The organism is Ciceribacter ferrooxidans (assembly GCF_004137355.1).
Classification (GTDB): Bacteria; Pseudomonadota; Alphaproteobacteria; order Rhizobiales; family Rhizobiaceae; genus Allorhizobium; species Allorhizobium ferrooxidans.
The window spans coordinates 706992-724219 of the sequence record NZ_SDVB01000238.1; the positions used below are offsets into that span (position 1 = coordinate 706992).

The 17228-nt window shown below is 64.5% G+C and carries 12 protein-coding genes; 6 read left to right on the forward strand and 6 right to left on the reverse strand.

The window, feature by feature from the left end; all coding sequences use genetic code 11:
* Nucleotides 1-23: 23 nt before the first annotated feature.
* The 5 genes from EUU22_RS14370 to EUU22_RS25305 form a co-directional block, all read right to left on the reverse strand.
* Entirely contained in the window at nt 24-1091 is a 1068-nt protein-coding gene (locus tag EUU22_RS14370) for a DUF2865 domain-containing protein (RefSeq protein ID WP_129332653.1), read from the reverse strand.
* A 174-nt stretch (nt 1092-1265) separates the two neighbouring features.
* Nucleotides 1266-1910 carry an acyl-homoserine-lactone synthase gene (locus EUU22_RS14375; RefSeq protein WP_129332654.1) on the reverse strand — a complete coding sequence of 215 codons (645 nt, stop codon included), beginning with the start codon at nt 1908-1910 and terminating at the stop codon, nt 1266-1268.
* Between the two features lie 161 nt (nt 1911-2071).
* The gene (locus tag EUU22_RS14380; RefSeq protein ID WP_129332655.1) at nt 2072-2821 is read right to left on the reverse strand and encodes a helix-turn-helix transcriptional regulator; all 750 of its coding nucleotides are present in this window, start codon (nt 2819-2821) and stop codon (nt 2072-2074) included.
* Nucleotides 2822-2971: 150 nt separating this feature from the next.
* Complete coding sequence (locus EUU22_RS14385) at nt 2972-5284, reverse strand: NADP-dependent malic enzyme (RefSeq protein WP_129332656.1); 2313 nt, start codon at nt 5282-5284, stop codon at nt 2972-2974.
* A gap of 103 nt (nt 5285-5387) precedes the next feature.
* Entirely contained in the window at nt 5388-5564 is a 177-nt protein-coding gene (locus EUU22_RS25305) for a lipoprotein (RefSeq protein ID WP_165351172.1), read from the reverse strand.
* A gap of 186 nt (nt 5565-5750) precedes the next feature.
* On the opposite strand from EUU22_RS25305, the gene EUU22_RS14390 reads away from it, so the two are divergent.
* The 6 genes from EUU22_RS14390 to EUU22_RS14415 all read left to right on the forward strand — a co-directional run bounded on the left by EUU22_RS14390 (nt 5751) and on the right by EUU22_RS14415 (nt 11517).
* Nucleotides 5751-6347 (forward strand): TetR/AcrR family transcriptional regulator, encoded by a 597-nt coding sequence (locus tag EUU22_RS14390; protein ID WP_129332657.1) that lies wholly within the window; start codon nt 5751-5753, stop codon nt 6345-6347.
* Nucleotides 6348-6455: 108 nt separating this feature from the next.
* On the forward strand, nt 6456-7337 hold the full coding sequence (locus EUU22_RS14395; RefSeq protein WP_129332658.1) for a UDP-2,3-diacylglucosamine diphosphatase: 882 nt from the start codon (nt 6456-6458) through the stop codon (nt 7335-7337).
* 173 nt (nt 7338-7510) lie between these two features.
* On the forward strand, nt 7511-8653 hold the full coding sequence (locus tag EUU22_RS14400; protein ID WP_245485043.1) for an ABC transporter permease: 1143 nt from the start codon (nt 7511-7513) through the stop codon (nt 8651-8653).
* A 10-nt stretch (nt 8654-8663) separates the two neighbouring features.
* Nucleotides 8664-9485 carry an ABC transporter ATP-binding protein gene (locus tag EUU22_RS14405; protein ID WP_129332660.1) on the forward strand — a complete coding sequence of 274 codons (822 nt, stop codon included), beginning with the start codon at nt 8664-8666 and terminating at the stop codon, nt 9483-9485.
* Between the two features lie 9 nt (nt 9486-9494).
* The gene (locus tag EUU22_RS14410) at nt 9495-10865 is read left to right on the forward strand and encodes an MlaD family protein (protein WP_129332661.1); all 1371 of its coding nucleotides are present in this window, start codon (nt 9495-9497) and stop codon (nt 10863-10865) included.
* 31 nt (nt 10866-10896) lie between these two features.
* Nucleotides 10897-11517, forward strand: a complete 621-nt coding sequence (locus EUU22_RS14415) for an ABC-type transport auxiliary lipoprotein family protein (RefSeq protein ID WP_129332854.1) — start codon at nt 10897-10899, stop codon at nt 11515-11517.
* 85 nt (nt 11518-11602) lie between these two features.
* On the opposite strand, the gene EUU22_RS14420 is transcribed toward EUU22_RS14415, so the two are convergent.
* The gene (locus EUU22_RS14420; protein WP_129332662.1) at nt 11603-17092 is read right to left on the reverse strand and encodes an apolipoprotein A-IV repeat region-like domain-containing protein; all 5490 of its coding nucleotides are present in this window, start codon (nt 17090-17092) and stop codon (nt 11603-11605) included.
* Between the last annotated feature and the right edge of the window lie 136 nt (nt 17093-17228).

Here is a 17228-nt window from a genome sequence, read left to right on the forward strand (position 1 = left end):
GGATGGCCGCGGCCATCCGTGCCCTACTGCTGAACCGGTTGCGGGCCGGAGAGCGCAGGATGCCTGAGGTCGATGCCGCTCGTCTCGCTCGGGAGGAAGACCGGGCCGACCCGGCGCACCTTCTTCTCCGCGGGATCGTAGGGCCGCTCGACGGGTGCGGACGGCTGGGCTTGTCGGGGAACCGGCTTGCCGGCCGTCTTCAGGTCGATGACGGAAGAGCCGTAGTCGGGGACGTTGGCGCCGGTCGCCTGTTCCTTCATCTTGCGATAGAAGTCCGTGAGGTTGCAGGTGCAGGAGGGTTGCTCGCCCTTGCGCCGGCTTTGGTAGGAGAAGGCCGTCGGCGACTGCCGGTACGGCCTGCCGGTCACGGTCGAGATCATCTCGCCGCTTTCGGGTTCGGTGACAGAGCGGAAATAGAGCTCGGTCTCAATGCCGGGGCACATTTGCCGGCAGAGCTCCGCGTCGCGCCGGAAGGTGAGCGGCGTCGTGTTCGAGGAGATCGGGAAGAAGGCCCCGTCGCAGCTGCGCACGCAAAGCGTCTGCAGGTCGCCGGCGCCGTTCTGCCAGCCACCCGTCGGGAAACCGTCCGTACCGACGCGCGGCGCCACCATGTCGAGATAGGGCGTGCGAGGTGGATCGGCCGGCGTGACGTCCGCCTCCACCGGCTCTTCGTCGCAGCGGTTGGCATCCATCATCTCGATAATCTTCTGACGGACCTCGTTGCGCTGCGCGCCGCCGCTTCGCGCTGCATCGCGCCGGTCGGCAAGCTGTTGTTTTTCCGCCTCCAGCCGTTTGATGTCGGCGGAAAGTGCTGTGCATTCGGGACGGTTCGTTGCTGTGTAGTCGGTGACACTCGGAGAGCCGCAACGCTCGTCGAAGAAGCGCTGGCGAGCCTTGCGGATCTCGAAATTCTGCCGCGCGATGGCGCTTGAGAAGCGCCGCATCGCGGCGGTATCTCCGACCACTTCCGGCTCGCTCACGAGGCTCGCCCGCAACCTGTCGCAGATCATCGATGCATGGGAGACGGCCGGAACAGGAAGGGTCGCAAGGACCATCACGGATAGCAGGGCGAGGCTACGGCGGTACGGCAATTGGCGTTCCCGATCGGCGAATGACAGGCGTTGCTCGGATCGACTTGCCTATAGGCGCAATCATCATAGATGGCGAGCATCATTCCGCCAACCGGAAGCTCAATTTTGGCTTAACAGGCAGCGCCGGCCGGAAGCTTCCCTCCGGCCGGTACCAGACCGGCAAACGCGACACTGTCAGGCGACGCGGGCCTGTTCGAGCGTCATCGGTTCTTCCAGCACGCGCTGGTCGATGCCGGCGACCTCCTTCATCCGGTCGAGCAGGTTCTGGGTCACTTCCCAGGCGATGGCGACCGCGTAGACGGAGCCGATCTTCTGCGGATCGGCAATCCGTTCGCCGGGGCATCCCATGCGGCGGAACATGCGTTCGAGGAACACGTCGGTTACCGTGACGATGTGCGTGAGCCCGGAGGCGAGCCCGAGCTCGCCGACACCGCACATCAGCTCGGCGGCGGCAATCGTCACCTGGTTCGAACCCCGGTCCTGCGAGATTTCCGGATCGATGCAGAAACGACTCGATTCCCAGATCGCGGCACTGCGGATCGGCGGCTTGTCGCCGAGCAGGACCGGGAACGTGTCATCGAGCATGTTCGGACCGAGGGTGGGAAGCAGCCGCAGGGCACCCCGCAGGCGCTTGGTCTCGGGCGAGTAGGAGAGGACGTAGATCGGATTGGCGTCGTCGTAGTGATCGATCTCCCAGTCGCCCTCTACCTTGACATCCCACTTCAGGAGGTCGTGAAAGACCCGCTTGCGCAGGCTGAACACGTCCGCCATCTCTTTCGAATGGCGATCGCGGTTGGCTCCGTTGATAATCCTAATCATGCCGGTCTCCCTTCTAAGGTCAGGGAGAAAAATTCGCTTCTTCAGCCAGAAATTGAAACTGGCGGTAGGGACAGTTTAAGTGATTGCAATTTGCGATTATTCTCGCTTGCCCATTATGCAATGCCGGCGCCGCCCACAAATCTTCGGTGGACGTCGGCGTTCTATTCGGAGCGATTGTCCGGCCCGGAGATGAGACCCTGCCAGACGGCCTCGGCGACGGCCTGGGTATTGCTGACAACGTTCAGCTTCCGTCGGGCGTTAGACATGAAATAGCGAACGGTGCGCTCCGAAATGCCGAGGATGACGGCGATCTCCCAATAGCTCTTGCCGGCTGCGGCCCAGCTGAGGGCCTCCTTCTCCCTGCCGGTCAGGATGGAACGCGCGTTCTGGCGATGCGGGCCTTCCTCGGCGGTCTCCAGCACCGCCGCGTGGAACTTTGCAGCGAGAGTATGAAGGTCCCGGTCATAGTGACGGCGAAACTGACGCCAGTCGCGTGCGTCCGCGACGCTGATTGCGAAAAGGGCCGCATGTCCTTCCCGTGAGGCAAGAGGATAGCACACGCCGGTGGTCGGCAGGGCATGTTCGCGGGCGACGGAGAGGAGGAACTGCGCACTCGGAATCGTTTCCGGCAGCATGGACCAATCGAGTGGCCGCACCGAGGTCAGGGCGTGCTTGAGCAGCGGCGTCAGGACATGCGGACCGAGAGCCGTGACGGCCCGGACCACATGTGGCCCGTAGGTGTGGTGGATACGATGCAGCCTGACTCCGGTCGCCGCAGGGATGGCGTCGATATAGAGGATGTTCGAGATTCCGAACTCAGCCTGCATCCTTTTGAAAAACGGCTGCGGTCGAACGACCTCTTCGCTTTCCAGCCAGTCCAGCAGGTCAAAATAACCCTTCTGGTTAATCATTATCTGACCCTGACAAATCTATGGGATAAGATCGTCCAGCAAAAATGGCTTGTCCAGCGCATTTTTCATGCGCCGGAAGAGGTCTGATGGTGCGCGTTTGTTGTGACAGGAAGCATGCGTCGCGGCGATATCGCCGCGGCGCGCGCATCGTTATGCGGGTTGCGTGGCTTCCACGACGGCGAGTGCTGCCATGTTGACGACGCCGCGTGAGGTGACCGACGTCGAGAGCACGTGGGCGGGTAGCGCAGCGCCCAGAAGGATGGGGCCGACGTGCAGGGCATCCATCATCGTCCGCACGAGGCCGAGCGAGATGTTGGCGGCATCGAGGTTCGGGAAAACCAGGAGATTGGCTTCGCCGGTGAGCGTGCTGTCGGGCATGGCGCGTTTGCGCAGCGCCTCCGAGAGCGCCGATCCGCCCTGCATTTCACCGTCGACCTCAAGCTCGGGAGCCCGCTCGCGGATGAGGCGCAAGGCCTCCCGCATCTTGCGGGCGCTTTCGGAATCGCGCGAGCCGAAATTCGAGTGGGTGAGGAGTGCCGCCTTCGGGGTGATCCCGAAGCGGCGGATCTCGTTTGCAGCAAGCACTGTCGTTTCGGCGATTTCCGCAGCCGTCGGGTTATAGGTCACGAAGGTGTCGGTGAAGAAGATCGCCCCGCGCTGGGAGATCAGCAGGCTGAGGCCCGAGAAGGCGCAGACGCCCGGCTTCTTGCCGATGATCTGGCCGACGTCGCGGAGATGGCGGTCGAAGCGACCCTCGACCCCGCAGATCAGTGCATCGGCATCACCGCGGCGAACCGCGAGCGCTCCGATGACCGTGTTGTTGGTGCGCACGATCGTGCGGGCGGCTTCCGGATTGATGCCGGCGCGACCGACGAGCCCGAAATATTCCTCGACATAGTCGCGGTAGCGCGGATCGTCTTCCGGATTGACCACCTCGAAGTCGGTGCCGGGACGAATGCGCAGCCCGAAGCGCTGGAGGCGGTTTTCGATGATCGGCGGGCGGCCGATCAGGATCGGCTGGCCGATGCCTTCCTCGAGCAGCACCTGTGCGGCGCGCAGCACGCGTTCGTCCTCGCCTTCGGCGAAGATGACGCGCTTGGCCGGTGCCTTCTTGGCCGCCGTGAAGATCGGCTTCATGACGAAGCCGGAGCGGAAGACGAAGCGATTGAGCTGGTCGAGATAGGTATCGAAATCGGTGATCGGCCGGCGGGCGACACCGCTTTCGGCTGCGGCCCTCGCAACCGCCGGAGCGATGCGCAGGATCAGGCGGGGGTCGAAGGGCGAGGGGATGAGGTAGTTCGGGCCGAAGGTCGGGGATTCACCGGAATAGGCCTTCGCCGCCACTTCCGAGACCTCTTCCCGGGCTAGCGCGGCGATCGCGCGCACTGCCGCCATCTTCATCTCTTCGTTGATGGTCGTGGCGCCGCAATCGAGCGCACCGCGGAAGATGTAGGGGAAGCAGAGAACGTTGTTCACCTGGTTCGGGAAGTCCGAACGGCCGGTGCAGATCATCGCATCCGGGCGTGCCGCGCGTGCGAGATCCGGCATGATTTCCGGAGTCGGGTTGGCGAGCGCCATGATCAGCGGCTTCTCCGCCATGCGGGCGAGAAGCTCCGGCTTCAGGACGCCGGCGGCCGACAGGCCGAGGAAGACGTCCGCGCCCTCGATCGATTCCGACAGCGTGCGCTTGTCGGAGGGCTGGGCGTAGACGGACTTCCAGCGGTCCATAAGGGCTTCGCGACCGACATAGACCAGACCTTCGATGTCGTGGACCCAGATGTTCTCGCGGCGGGCGCCGAGCGTGACGAGAAGGTTGAGACAGGCGAGTGCGGCCGCACCGGCACCCGAGGCGACGATCTTGACGTCCTCGATCTTCTTGCCGGCAAGTTCGAGCCCGTTGAGGATCGCGGCGGCCACGATGATCGCGGTACCGTGCTGGTCGTCGTGGAAGACGGGAATGGACATCTTTTCGCGGAGCTGCTGCTCCACTTCGAAGCATTCCGGCGCCTTGATGTCCTCCAGGTTGATGCCGCCGAAGGTGGGTTCCAGCGCGGAGATCGTCGAGACCATCTCGTCGACGGCCGGCGCGCTGATCTCGATGTCGAAGACGTCGATGCCGGCGAACTTCTTGAAGAGGACGGCCTTGCCTTCCATCACCGGCTTCGAGGCGAGCGGGCCGATATTGCCGAGGCCGAGCACCGCGGTACCGTTCGATACCACGGCGACGAGATTGCCGCGCGCGGTGTAGTCGAAGGCGGTGTCCGGCTCGTCACGGATGGCGAGGCAGGGCGCCGCCACGCCCGGGGAATAGGCGAGTGCCAGGTCGCGCTGGTTACCCAGTGGCTTGGTCGCCTGGATTTCGAGTTTCCCCGGCCTCGGGTAGTGATGGTAGAAGAGCGCCTGTTCGTCGAGGTCGCCGGAGGCGGGGGCCGGTTGCGGCTTCGTCTTGTCCTGAGAATTCATCGTGCCCACTAACATATGTCTCTAAAGTCGAGACTCCTGAATACACGAAAAGTCCTCGGGGGGAAGTGTCTTCGGACGCTCTCCGGCTCCTCTCTGTCGCTTCTTAGACACCCGGGCTGAAAAGCGGCGGAAGCGAGGTGGCGTGCACGCCGTATTTGGAGGTGGTGCATTTGCCGTCGGCCGTCTGCTGGCAGGCGTCGGCCTTGTCGATCGAGCCGGTGGTTTGCGAGCAACCGGCGAGGGCCGCGGCGATGAGTGTGGCGAGGACGATCTTTTTCATTTTCTGGGCTCCTGGGGGCGGCCGTCGCGGATGGTCCGCGCGGTCATCATGTGAACTTACGAGTTCTATATTGAACATCAATGTTCAAATTTCAACGGAAACGTGATAGAAAGATCGAGATGAATTGACGCAGGCCGAATTCCTGTAATTTTACGGGAGAGGGAGTGCGTCGAAAGGAAATGCGCCTTGAGTATCAGAACCCGGATCCGCGACGCGGCGATCTGTCTCTTTGCAAGAAAGGGGGGCGATCGGGTCACCATCAGCGAGCTTGCCGACGAGGCCGGCGTCGCGCGCGGCACCGTCTACAACACCATTCCCGATCCCGGCGCGCTTTTCGAGGACATTGCCGGTGACCTCGCGCGGGAGATGCAGGAGCGGGTGGTGGCCAGCATGGCGGACCTGACCGACCCCGCATTGCGGATGGCGTGCGGCGTCAGGCTGTTCATCCGCCGGGCGCATGAAGAACCGCACTGGGGCCGGTTCCTCGTCCGTTTCAGTCTCACCAACCGGGCGCTGCAGGGATTGCTCACCAGTTCCTCGACGGAGGACATCCTCAAGGGCGTCGAGCAGGGTCGCTATGTCGTGCCGCGGGAACAGGTTACCTCGGTGGTGGCCATGATCGGCGGGACGACGCTCGCGGCCATGCTTCTCGTGCAGGAGGGCCACAGGGCCTGGCGAGAGGCCGGCAGCGAGGCTGCCGAGCTGCTGTTGGTGGCGCTCGGGGTGGATCGGGAGGAAGCGAGGGCCATCGCAACGCAGAGGTTGCCGCCGCTGGCCGACTGAGCGCATCGCGTGGGGACTCCCGGCAGAGGCGGTGCAATCCCCAAGCCCGTGTCATCAAGCTGAAACACGACTCTGGTTTTAGAGGCTGAGAACGCCAATACCCAGAGGATGACCCTCGTGAGTACACACGCGGATACCCGCCAATTCCGGACGCTCTTCATCTCGGACGTCCATCTCGGTTCGAAGGCCGCGAAGGCGGACTTTCTCATCGACTTCCTGCGCTATCACGAGGCCGAAACGATCGTGCTCGTGGGCGACATCGTCGACGGATGGCGGCTGAAGCGCAGCTGGTATTGGCCGCAGGACTGCAACGACGTGGTGCAGAAGCTGTTGCGCAAGGCACGCAAGGGCACGCGGATCATCTACATTCCCGGCAATCACGACGAATTCCTCCGCGGTTTCCCCGGCAGTCACTTCGGCGGCATCGAAGTCGCCGAGCGCATCGTGCACGAGGCGGCGGACGGCAAGAAGTACCTGGTGCTGCACGGCGACGAATTCGACGTCGTGGTACGCAACGCCCGTCTTCTCGCCTATCTCGGCGACTGGGCCTATGACACGGCGATCGCCGTCAACGTTCTCCTGGCGGCTGTCCGGCGCCGCCTCGGTATGCCTTACTGGTCGTTTTCCGCCTGGGCGAAACTGCAGGTGAAGCAGGCGGTGAATTTCATCGGCGAGTTCCAGAAAGTCGTCGTCGAGGAGGCGCGCCGCAACGGCGTCGACGGCGTGATCTGCGGCCACATCCACCATGCGGTGATGGAAGAGATCGACGGCATCCGTTACATCAACACCGGAGACTGGGTGGAAAGCTGCACGGCGATCGCCGAGCATCACGACGGCCATTTCGAACTCATCTCCTGGGATCATCTGATCCAGACCCCGACCGCCAAGGGAATCACCCGGGCGGCGAGCCCGCTGACGATCCCGATCCGGGTCGTAAAACCGACCGAGGCGGATGCTGAAGCGGCCATGGTGCCCTCGGCCCACCCCTGACGGCCCGGAATATCCGACAAAGATGTGGTTTCGCGGCTACGCAGGCCGCCAAACTCCGCAACATGGATTCCAATGAGGGCACGGGCAGTTATACTGCCGCCTCATCTGGTGTAAGCCCGTTGCAGTTGCGAATCGTCGCTCGAGAACCGTCAGCCTGTGAGAGACGTCTGATCTTGAAGGATCATCCAGGAACCGCTGCGATCGAAGAAGGCAGCCTGCCGGACGGCGGGCGGCGGCTGATCCTGTCCGGCACCTGGCGCAACAATACGCTCGCCGGCGTGCTGCCGAGCATCGGACGCCTCGGATCCGACGGTGGTGCTGCGGTGGAGATCGATCTCTCCGGTATCGACGGGATGGATACGGCGGGCGCATGGCTCGTCCGGCGCATCGTCACCGGCCGCGAGGCAGGCGGCAGCAAGGTCAGCCTGACGGGCGGCACGGCAGCCATGCAGGAGCTCATCCGGGCGCTCCCGGCGACGGTCGAAGCCCCGCATCACGACGAGAAGAAGGAAGCGCTGTTCATCCGGACTTTCGGCCCTGTCGGCGTGATGATGGCGCATCTCTGGCAGGACACCGTGTCGATGATGTATGTCCTCGGCTCGGCGGTGCGCGGCGCACAGATGAAGCTCGGCCGCGGCGCGGGCGTATCGCCGGCTTCCGTGGTCAACCAGCTCGACCACATGGGGGTACGGGCCGTTCCGATCATCGTGCTGATGTCCTTCCTGATCGGTGCCATCATCGCCCAGCAGGGGGCCTTTCAGCTGCGCTATTTCGGTGCCGAAATCTTCGTGGTCGACCTCGTCGGCATTCTGCAGTTGCGCGAGATCGGCGTGCTGCTGACGGCGATCATGATCGCCGGCCGCTCGGGAAGCGCGATCACCGCCGAAATCGGTTCGATGAAGATGAGGGAAGAGATCGACGCACTGAAGGTCATCGGTCTCAATCCGGTGGGCGTCCTCGTCTTTCCGCGGCTGGTCGCGCTGGTCGTCGCGCTGCCGCTTCTGACCGTCGTCGCCAATTTTGCGGCGCTCTATGGTGCGGCTCTCGTCGCCTGGGGCTATTCCGGAATCACCTTCGACGTGTTCACGACCCGGCTCAACGAGGCGATCGACTATTCGACTCTCGCCTCCGGTATGATCAAGGCGCCGTTCATGGCGCTGATCATCGGCATCGTCTCGGCGGTCGAAGGCATGAAGGTCGGCGGCAGCGCCGAGTCGCTCGGTCGCCACGTCACGACGTCCGTCGTGAAGTCGATCTTCGTCGTCATCCTCGTGGACGGGCTCTTCGCCATGTTCTACGCCGCGATCGACTTCTGACGGGGGCACGATGAACGAAGCCTCTACAGCACCGGCGACACAGGAAAGGGAAACGGTCCTGTCGGTCCGCGGCCTCACCGTCGGATTCGGCGACAATATCGTGCTCGACAATCTCGATCTCGACGTCTATCGCGGCGAAATCCTCGGCTTCGTCGGGGCCTCCGGCGCGGGCAAGTCGGTGCTGATGCGCACCGTGCTGCGTCTGTTGCCGCGACGCGCCGGCAGCATCCGCATTCTCGGCGCGGACTACGACAAGGTCAGCGAGACGGAACGGATGAATCTCGATACCCGTCTCGGCGTGCTGTTCCAGCACGGCGCGCTGTTCTCGGCGCTCACCGTCAAGGAGAACATCCAGCTTCCGATGCGCGAATATCTCGACCTGCCGCAGTGGCTGATGGACGAACTCGCCTATCTCAAGATCAGTCTGGTCGGCCTCGATAGGGATGCCGCCGACAAGTATCCCTCCGAGCTTTCCGGCGGGATGACCAAGCGCGCGGCGCTCGCGCGTGCCCTTGCGCTCGATCCCGACCTCGTCTTCCTCGACGAACCGACCTCCGGTCTCGACCCCATCGGGGCGGCCGAGTTCGATGAACTGATTGCCCAGCTTCGCGATACGCTGGGGCTCACCGTCTACATGGTGACGCACGACCTCGACAGCCTGTTTTCGGTGTGCGACCGCATCGCGGTGCTCGGGCAGAAGCGGGTCTTGGTCGAGGGAACGTTAGACGATATGCTCGCCTGCGATGACGAATGGGTGAAAACCTATTTCAGGGGCAAGCGGGCTCGATCCATCCCACGGCCGGGACATTCCGGCGACAATCCGGTGAAGTGACAGGTCTCCATGGAAACCAGAGCCAATTACGCAATCGTCGGTTTTTTCACGGTTTTCGTCATCGCTGCCGCTTTCGGATTCGTTTATTGGATGGCCGAATACGGCAGGGGTGGCCCCGTCGCCGCGCTGACCATCAAGATACCGGGTTCGGCGAACGGCCTGAGCATCGGCTCGCCGGTGCGCTTCAACGGTATTGCCGTCGGCACGGTGCGCAGCCTCGTCATCGACAAGGACGATCCGAAGTTTTCGATTGCCAATACAGAGGTCCAGGCCGACGCTCCGGTCACGCAGTCGACCAAGGCCGTTCTCGAAATCCAGGGCCTCACGGGAGCGGCCTATATCGAGCTCTCCGGGACCGAAGCGGGCGGCGAGAACATCCTGCAGCGGGAGCTTTCGACCGGCGAACCGGCGGTGCTGGTGGCGGAGCAATCGAGCGTGACCAACCTGCTTTCGACCGCCGACAAGATCCTGAGGCGCGCCGACGACGCGATCGGCCAGTTCCAGGGCTTCGTCAACGATGCGCGCGGACCGCTCACCAACACGATCAAGAACGCCGAGACATTTTCCAAGTCGCTCGCCGACAATGCCGACGGCATCGACAAGTTCCTGAAGAGCGTCAGCGATCTCTCGGATTCGGTGTCGGGTCTTTCGGGTCGGCTCGATTCCACGCTGTCGGCTGCGGAGGACCTGTTCCGGGCGCTGAATTCGGAAAAGATCGACAGGATTCTCGCCAATACGGAGAAGTTCACCGGCAGCCTCGCCGAGACGGCCGACAAGGTCGGTCCGGCGATCGACAGCTTCAAGGAGACCGCCGAGACCTTCCAGAAGTTCGGGGTATCCGCCGAGGAGACGCTCGCCCATGTGCGTGAGCTGGTCGCGGCGGTCGACCGGCAGAAGGTCTCGAAGGTGGTGGACGACGTATCCGTCGCCTCGGCGGACGCACGTGCCGCTGTCGCCAACTTCCAGCAGTTCAGCGAAAAGATCACCGCCCGCCAGCCGGACATCGACCAGGCGATCACCGATTTCACGCAGCTCGGAAACAAGCTCAACAACGCATCCGACCAGCTCGACGGTATTCTGAAGAAGGTCGATGCCTTCCTCGGTTCGGGCGAGGCGGACTCGCTGAGCGTCGAGGCGCGCAAGACGCTGGTCTCCATTCGCAACACGGCGGACAACCTGAACGCCCGGATCGGCCCGATCGCCGACAATTTCGCGCGCTTCTCGAACACCGGGCTTCGCGACATCCAGGCGCTCGTCGACGATACCCGCCAGACGGTTCGCGGGCTCGACGACGCAATCAACAATTTCGACCGGAACCCGCAGAGGTTGCTTTTCGGCGGGGAAACGGTCAAGCAATACGACGGGCGGACTCGGCGCTGACGGTCCGAAGGCCGGAAGGGACAAGGTGGGCATGGGAGAATCGGAATTCGATTTGCGCAGGCGGCGCCTCCTGTGGGGCATCGTGGTTCTGCCTCTGATTGGTGCTGGGCTTGGCGGCTGCGGAACGGCGCCGGCGAAGAACGACACGTTCGATCTTTCGGTGGCGGCGACCGTCGAGACGAAGGCTCAGGCGAAGAAGCGCCAGATCCTGATTGCCGACCCCTCTGCGCTGAAGGCGCTGGACAGCGACCAGATCATGGTCCGCGTCTCCTCCTCCGAAATCCAGTACCTGGCGAAATCGCAGTGGAGCGACCGCCTGCCGCGCATGGTGCAATCGAAGCTCGTCGAGGCGTTCGAGAATACCGGCCGGATCGGCGGCGTCGGCAAGCCGGGGCAGGGGCTCGCGATCGACTATCAGCTCGTCACCGATATCCGCGCCTTCGAGATCGACACGACCGGCAGCGACCGCGCCGTGGTCGAGATATCGCTGAAGCTCGTCGATGACCGCAACGGCACCGTCAGGGCGCAAAAGGTGTTTTCCGCCAGCGTTCCCGCTGCGGGAGCGTCGAGTCCGTCTTATGTCCGCGCGCTCGATCGTGCCTTTGCCGAGGTCACCGGCGAAATGGTCACCTGGACGCTGACGCTGCTCTGAACCTGTTCGTCCTGCAGAAACGAGAAAGCCCCGGAATGGCGGTCACCATTCCGGGGCTTTCTCGTTGTGGTTTACGCCTGTCGGCTCAGCCGAAGCGGCCGGCGGCGTGGGCGAGCATCGTGTAGACCTTGCCTGTATCGGAGGTCAGGTAGGACTGGGTGACCGTCTTGTCTCGATCGGTGCGGGCGACGTCTGCGAGCAGCTTCTCGAAATCGGCGATGTAGCGGTCGACGGCGATGCGGAATTCCGGCTCGCGGTCGTACTTGCGCTTGATCTCGTCGAAGGTCTGCTGCCCCTTCAGCGTATAGAGCCGACGGGTGAACACGTCGCGCTCGCCGCGCTGGTAGCGCCGCCACAACTCGACCGAGGCGTCATGGTCGATGGCGCGGGCGATGTCGACCGACAGCGAGTTCAGCGATTCCACCATGTGGCGCGGATTGCGGCTGTCGGAGGCCCGCGGTGCGGGTTCGGTCGCCTTGGGCTGGGCGGCACGGCCTTGTGGACCGTTCGGCTCCTGTTCGTCGCGCGAGGCGCCACGAAGCAGGTCGCTGATCCAACCGCCAGTCTCCTGTCGTGCCGGTGTCGTCGACACGGCTGCCTTCTGCTCGAGCCCGAAGCTGCCACGAAGGGCAGGGGTCTCGACCGGTCGGGCGGGTACCGGCTGCGGGCCGGGAACCACGGCGGGAGCGGGAGCTGCGACCTTCCGCGGCGGTTCGGCCGGGCGGGTCTCAGCCGGCTTGCGGACGACGGGCTCGGCGATCTCGAGTTGCTGGGTGGAGCGACCGACGAGCTGCGAAATATCCTGCAGCGCCTTGATCTGTTCGGCGACCGCGCGGCGCATCGCAGCCGCACTCTCCTTGGCTTCTTCCGGAAGATCGAAGGCACCGCGCTTCAGTTCGCCGCGGGTCGCATCGAGTTCCTTGCGGATATCCTGAGCCGAGCGACGGATCTCGTCGGTGGCGCCGGAGAAGCGGGTAACTGCTTCCTCGACCGCCTCGCGCATGACTTCCCGCAGGTGATTGGCGGCGCCGTCGGACTTGCGGCCGGCTTCGCCGAGCAGCCGCTCGACATCTCCGAGCGAGGAGGAGAGGCCGCCCCGCAGGCGATCGGCCAGCTCCCCGGAGCGCTGTTCAGCCTCCGACAGCGTCTTCTCGATCGACTTGTTGGCCTCCTCGCCGGCCGAGAGCAGCGCGTCGCGCATGTTGGTGGCGGTAGACTGAGCCTGCTTTTCGGTGTCGGACAGGATCTTGCCGATGTCGGCGAAGGAGGACTGGATGCTCTGGCGCAGATTGCCTGCAACCTGGCCGGAGCGCTGTTCGGCCCGCTCGAAGGCGGACTCGACCATGGAGCCGAGGCCGCGCATCGTCGTCTCGATCTCCTCCGAACGCTTGACGAGCCCGACTGCGAGGTCGCGCAGTGACTGCTGACGTTCCTCCAGCGTGCCGACGAGGTTCGACTGCGCCGCACCGAGAAGCTCGGAGGCCTGGCTCAGCACCTTGGAGTGTTCGCCGAAGCGGCCAACGATCGAAGAGACCTGAGACAAGGTCTGGTCGGAGACGGAAGCGAGCTTTTCAAGCTTGCCTTCGAGAAGGCGGCTCGAGGTCTGCAGGAGGTCGGCGGCCTGGGCCGTCGTGTCCGCAAAGCGCGCCGTCGTCTCGCCGAAGCGCTCGTCGGCAGCGGCGATGTTCGACGCTGCCTGCTCGACCATTTCCGTGAGCCCCGAATTGCTCTCGGCAAGCCGCTCGATGAGCGTACCGGCCTTTTCGGCAAGGCTCGCCTCCACGGCGCCAAGCGCCTGAGCGGCATGTTCCGCGCGTTCGGTCAGGGCATCGAGCACCGCGCCATTTTCCGCACGCAGCCGTTCGGCGCTCTCGCGAGCGGCCTCGGTGATCCGTTCGGCGGCGACGCGCCCCGTTTCGGCATAGCCGGCGATGACCGGCACGGCCTTCTCGTCGATGATCCGCGACAGTTCCGCAGAGCGGCCGGCGAGCATGGAGTTTAGTTCGCGGGTCCGCTCGTCGAGAACGGTGCGGATCGCGTTACCGCGTGCTTCGAGCGCCTTGTCGACCGAGTCCATCGTGGTCGCGAGTTCTTCGGTGTTTCCGGCAAGCGCTTCACGGATGGCGGCGGCGCGCGCTTCGAGCGTGCTGCCCGCATCGGCGAGCGTGCCGGCGAGAGAAGCGATCCGCGTGTCGACGATCGCTTCGGCTTCCGCGATCTTGCCGGCGATCGCATCGCCTGCCTCGGAGAAGGTGCGGGCGACTGACGCGGCCTGTCCGGCGAGACGGTTCTGGGTCTCCTCGATACGGTTCGCGAGGTCTTCGGAGCGTTCCTCGACCGCGCGGCTGAACTCGGCGCTGCGCGCCCCGATCCGGTCGGCGAAGTCGGCGCCGGAGCGGTTCAGCAGTTCGACCGAGCGCATGGCTTCGGCGTCGAGGGTCTGAGCGGCCTCACCGACGGCGCTGCGCAGTGCGGCGGCAAGCCCGGCCGCCTTGCCTTCGATCGTCCGGTTGACCGCATCAAGACCGATGTTGAGCGCGCGGTCCATGGTGGACAGGCGGTCGTCGATGATCGCGGTGCGGCTGTCGAAGGATTCGGCGACGCGGCTCGTGCCTTCTTCCAGAACGCGCGACACGCGTTCGGTGGCCAGCGAGCCGACCCGCTCCATGTCCTCGATCTTCTCCGACAGGCGTGCGGCGAACTTCTCGCCGGCGTCGCCGACGCGGCTGTCGACGCCATCGAGACCGTCGCGAATGCGGTCTTCGAGCGTGCCGAGGCTGGTCTCGATCTTGCTGCTCGTCTCGTCGAGACGGGCGGTCATGCCGCCGACCGAGCGTTCCACGCGGTCGGAGAAGTCGGCGGCCGTCCTGGTGATCTCGCCGGCGGCTTCGCTGAACTGGCCCGCGATCGATCCTGCCGTCCCGCGGAGCCGCTCTTCGAGCGCCTTGCCGCTTTCGTCGATGGTGCGGCGCAGGGATGCTTCCTGCTCCTCGAGCGACATTTCCAGCATGCCGGTGCTTGCCGCGATGGAGGCACCGAAAGAGGTGCCCTGTTCGGCAAGCGTGTTCTCGATCTGCTCGCGCGCCTCGCGGAGCGTGAGGCTGATCGAGTTGGTCCGGTCCTCGAGGGTAGCCCGAATGCGGTCATGGTTCTCGCCGAGGGAGCCGTCGAGCCGCGCCACGCCGGCAGCGACGCTGTCGGCGATGCGGGAAGCACCGTCCTCGATCGTCCTCTCGACGCGGCTGCTGCCACCATCGAGGGTGGAGGACAGACGCTCGGCATGGCGCGCGAGGGAATCGTCAAGCCGCTGCTGGTTGTCGGCGTAGGCGCTGCGGATCGCCTCGCTCTTGTCCGCGAATGCTGCTTCGATCTGCCGGTCCGCATCGGCCACCGTTTCGACGATCGCTGCCGCCCGGCGGTCAAGGACGCCCGAAAGACGGTCTTCGGTACCGGAGATCGTCTCGATGATGGCGTCCGCCCGGCCCGAGAGCGTCTGGTCGAGCCGCAGATGACCTTCCGACAGGGCTGCGGCGATCTGGTGCGTCTTGTCCTCCAGCGTGGAGGCGAGGCGGTTCTCCGTGCCGGAGATTGCCTCGACGAGTGCTTCGGCGCGACCGTCGAGTACCTGATCGAGGCGCTGCTGGCCTTCCGAGAGCGCTTCGGCAATTTCGCGGCTGCGGGTTTCCAGGGTTTCCGCAAAGCGATCCTGATTGCCGGCGAGCGCATTGATGACGGATTCCGTGCGGCTCGAAAGCGTGTCTTCGAAACGCGTCTGGTTCGAGGCGAGCGCATTGTAGAGTGCGCCGCTGCGCTCTTCCATGATCGCGTCGATCCGGCTCTGGGCGGCCTTCAGCGTCTCGTCGAGCGCCTGGGCCTTGCTGGCCAGTGCGTCGGCGATTTCCTTGGCGCGGCCGGCCAGGGCGTCGTCCATCAATTCCTGACCCGTGCCGATCGCCGTCGCGAGCGCGAAGGACTGATCCGTCAGGGTCGAGCCGAGGCGCTCGATGCTGGAATTGAGAATGCCGTCGATCGCATCCGTGCCGCCGCTGACGGTTTCGTTGATCCGTGCGAGGCTCTCCATGAGCTTGCTGTCGAGGCTGCCGGCGCGCTGGTCGAAGGCGCTCGCAAATTCCGCCACGCGTTCGTCGAAGGCCGCGTTGATCTGGCCGACGGTCGCCTGGAGGCGGTCTTCGAAAAGGCCCGAGCGCAGGTCGAGGTCGACGATGGCATCGTCGGCGCTGGACTGGAGGCTCCGGCGGAAGCTCGCACCCTTCTCGTCGAGCGTGGTGTTGAGCTTGCTGAGAACTTCGTCGAGCGAGCCGGTGATGCCGCGCTCGCCGCTCGTCAGGCTCTCGGCAATCTCGCGGGTGCGTTCGACCAGTGTTTCGTTGAGCTGGCGGGCGCGTTCGTTGAGGGCGGCGTTCAGCTTCTCGGTATTGGTGTCGAGCGACGAGGCACGCGTCTCGAATTCGCCGAGAAGGTCCTGGCCGCGCTGCGCGAGCGTGCTGGTCAACTGCTGCAGGCGCGTGTCGAACTCACTGGCGAGCGAGATGCCGGAGGCGGACAGCGTCTGGACGAGGTTTTCGGTCTTGTTGGAAAGAAGCGTTCCGAGCGACGTCGCGGCCGCGTCGGATTTTTCCATTAGCGCCGCGGCGCGGGTGTCGATCAGGGACGCGAAGGCCTCGCCGGAGGTCGCGAGCCGGACGGAAATCTCCTCCGTCGCCAGCGACAGCTCTTCCTTCAACTGTTCATGGGCGCCGACGATCGAACTGCGGATGCGTTCGGCGTGGTTGACGATCGCATCGCGTTCCGCGCTCAGTTCCTGGACGAGGCCGCGTACCCGCAGTTCGTTGTCGGTGTAGCTGCGCTCGAGCGCCGTCACTTCGGAATGGACGAGCGTTTCAAGTTCGGTCGCCCGTGCGATCGTCCGTTCGATGCCCTCGTTCATGGCCGAGACTTCCCGGCGAACGGCCTGGCCGACCGTCATGATGCGCTCGGAGGCGATCGTTTCCGGTTCGGAGAGGCGAAGGGCGACTTCCGCCATCGAACGGGCAGCGTTGCGCAGGTCGCGGGCGCGCGCCATCATGATCGAGAAGGCGAAGATGAGCAGGACGGGGATGACCGTTCCGAGGAAGATGGCGACAAGGCCGGGAACCGCCGACGTGCCGGCGGCGTTCCAGATCTGTTCGCTGTAGAGAAGCTGCGCCAGGCCGAGTGCGCCGACGACCCAGAGGGTCGAGACGATCGCGGCATTGCGCAGTGCCCCGCGCATGGAGGCGCCTTCGAGCGACTTCATCACCATTGTCGGGCTGCGGCGCGATGCGTCGTTGGCCGGTTCGAACACCGGCGACTTCGCCGCCGTCTCGGAACCTAAATCCGCCGAACGTGCCGCCTTTCGGGCGGGGGTGGGGCGCTGCTGTTGGGGCCTGCCGGACACTTTGCTCTCCCGAGCGTCAGGCGCCTTGGCAGCCTGCGGCGACGAGATCTCTTCCTCGTCGAAATCGATCCGCAGTGCCGCTTCGAGAGCCTGAAAGGCGCTTTCGTCAATCGACTCGTTGGTCTTCTTGTTCGCCATAGGGTTACGCCTCGCTACGCATACCAAGCCGATCTGGTCGCCTTACCCTCGCAACAATGCTCGGGGCCGCCGATCGGCCGAACTCGGGACTTTCCCGCTGCCGCCACGCCACGGGAAATCCCCTTGCAAACAAGGC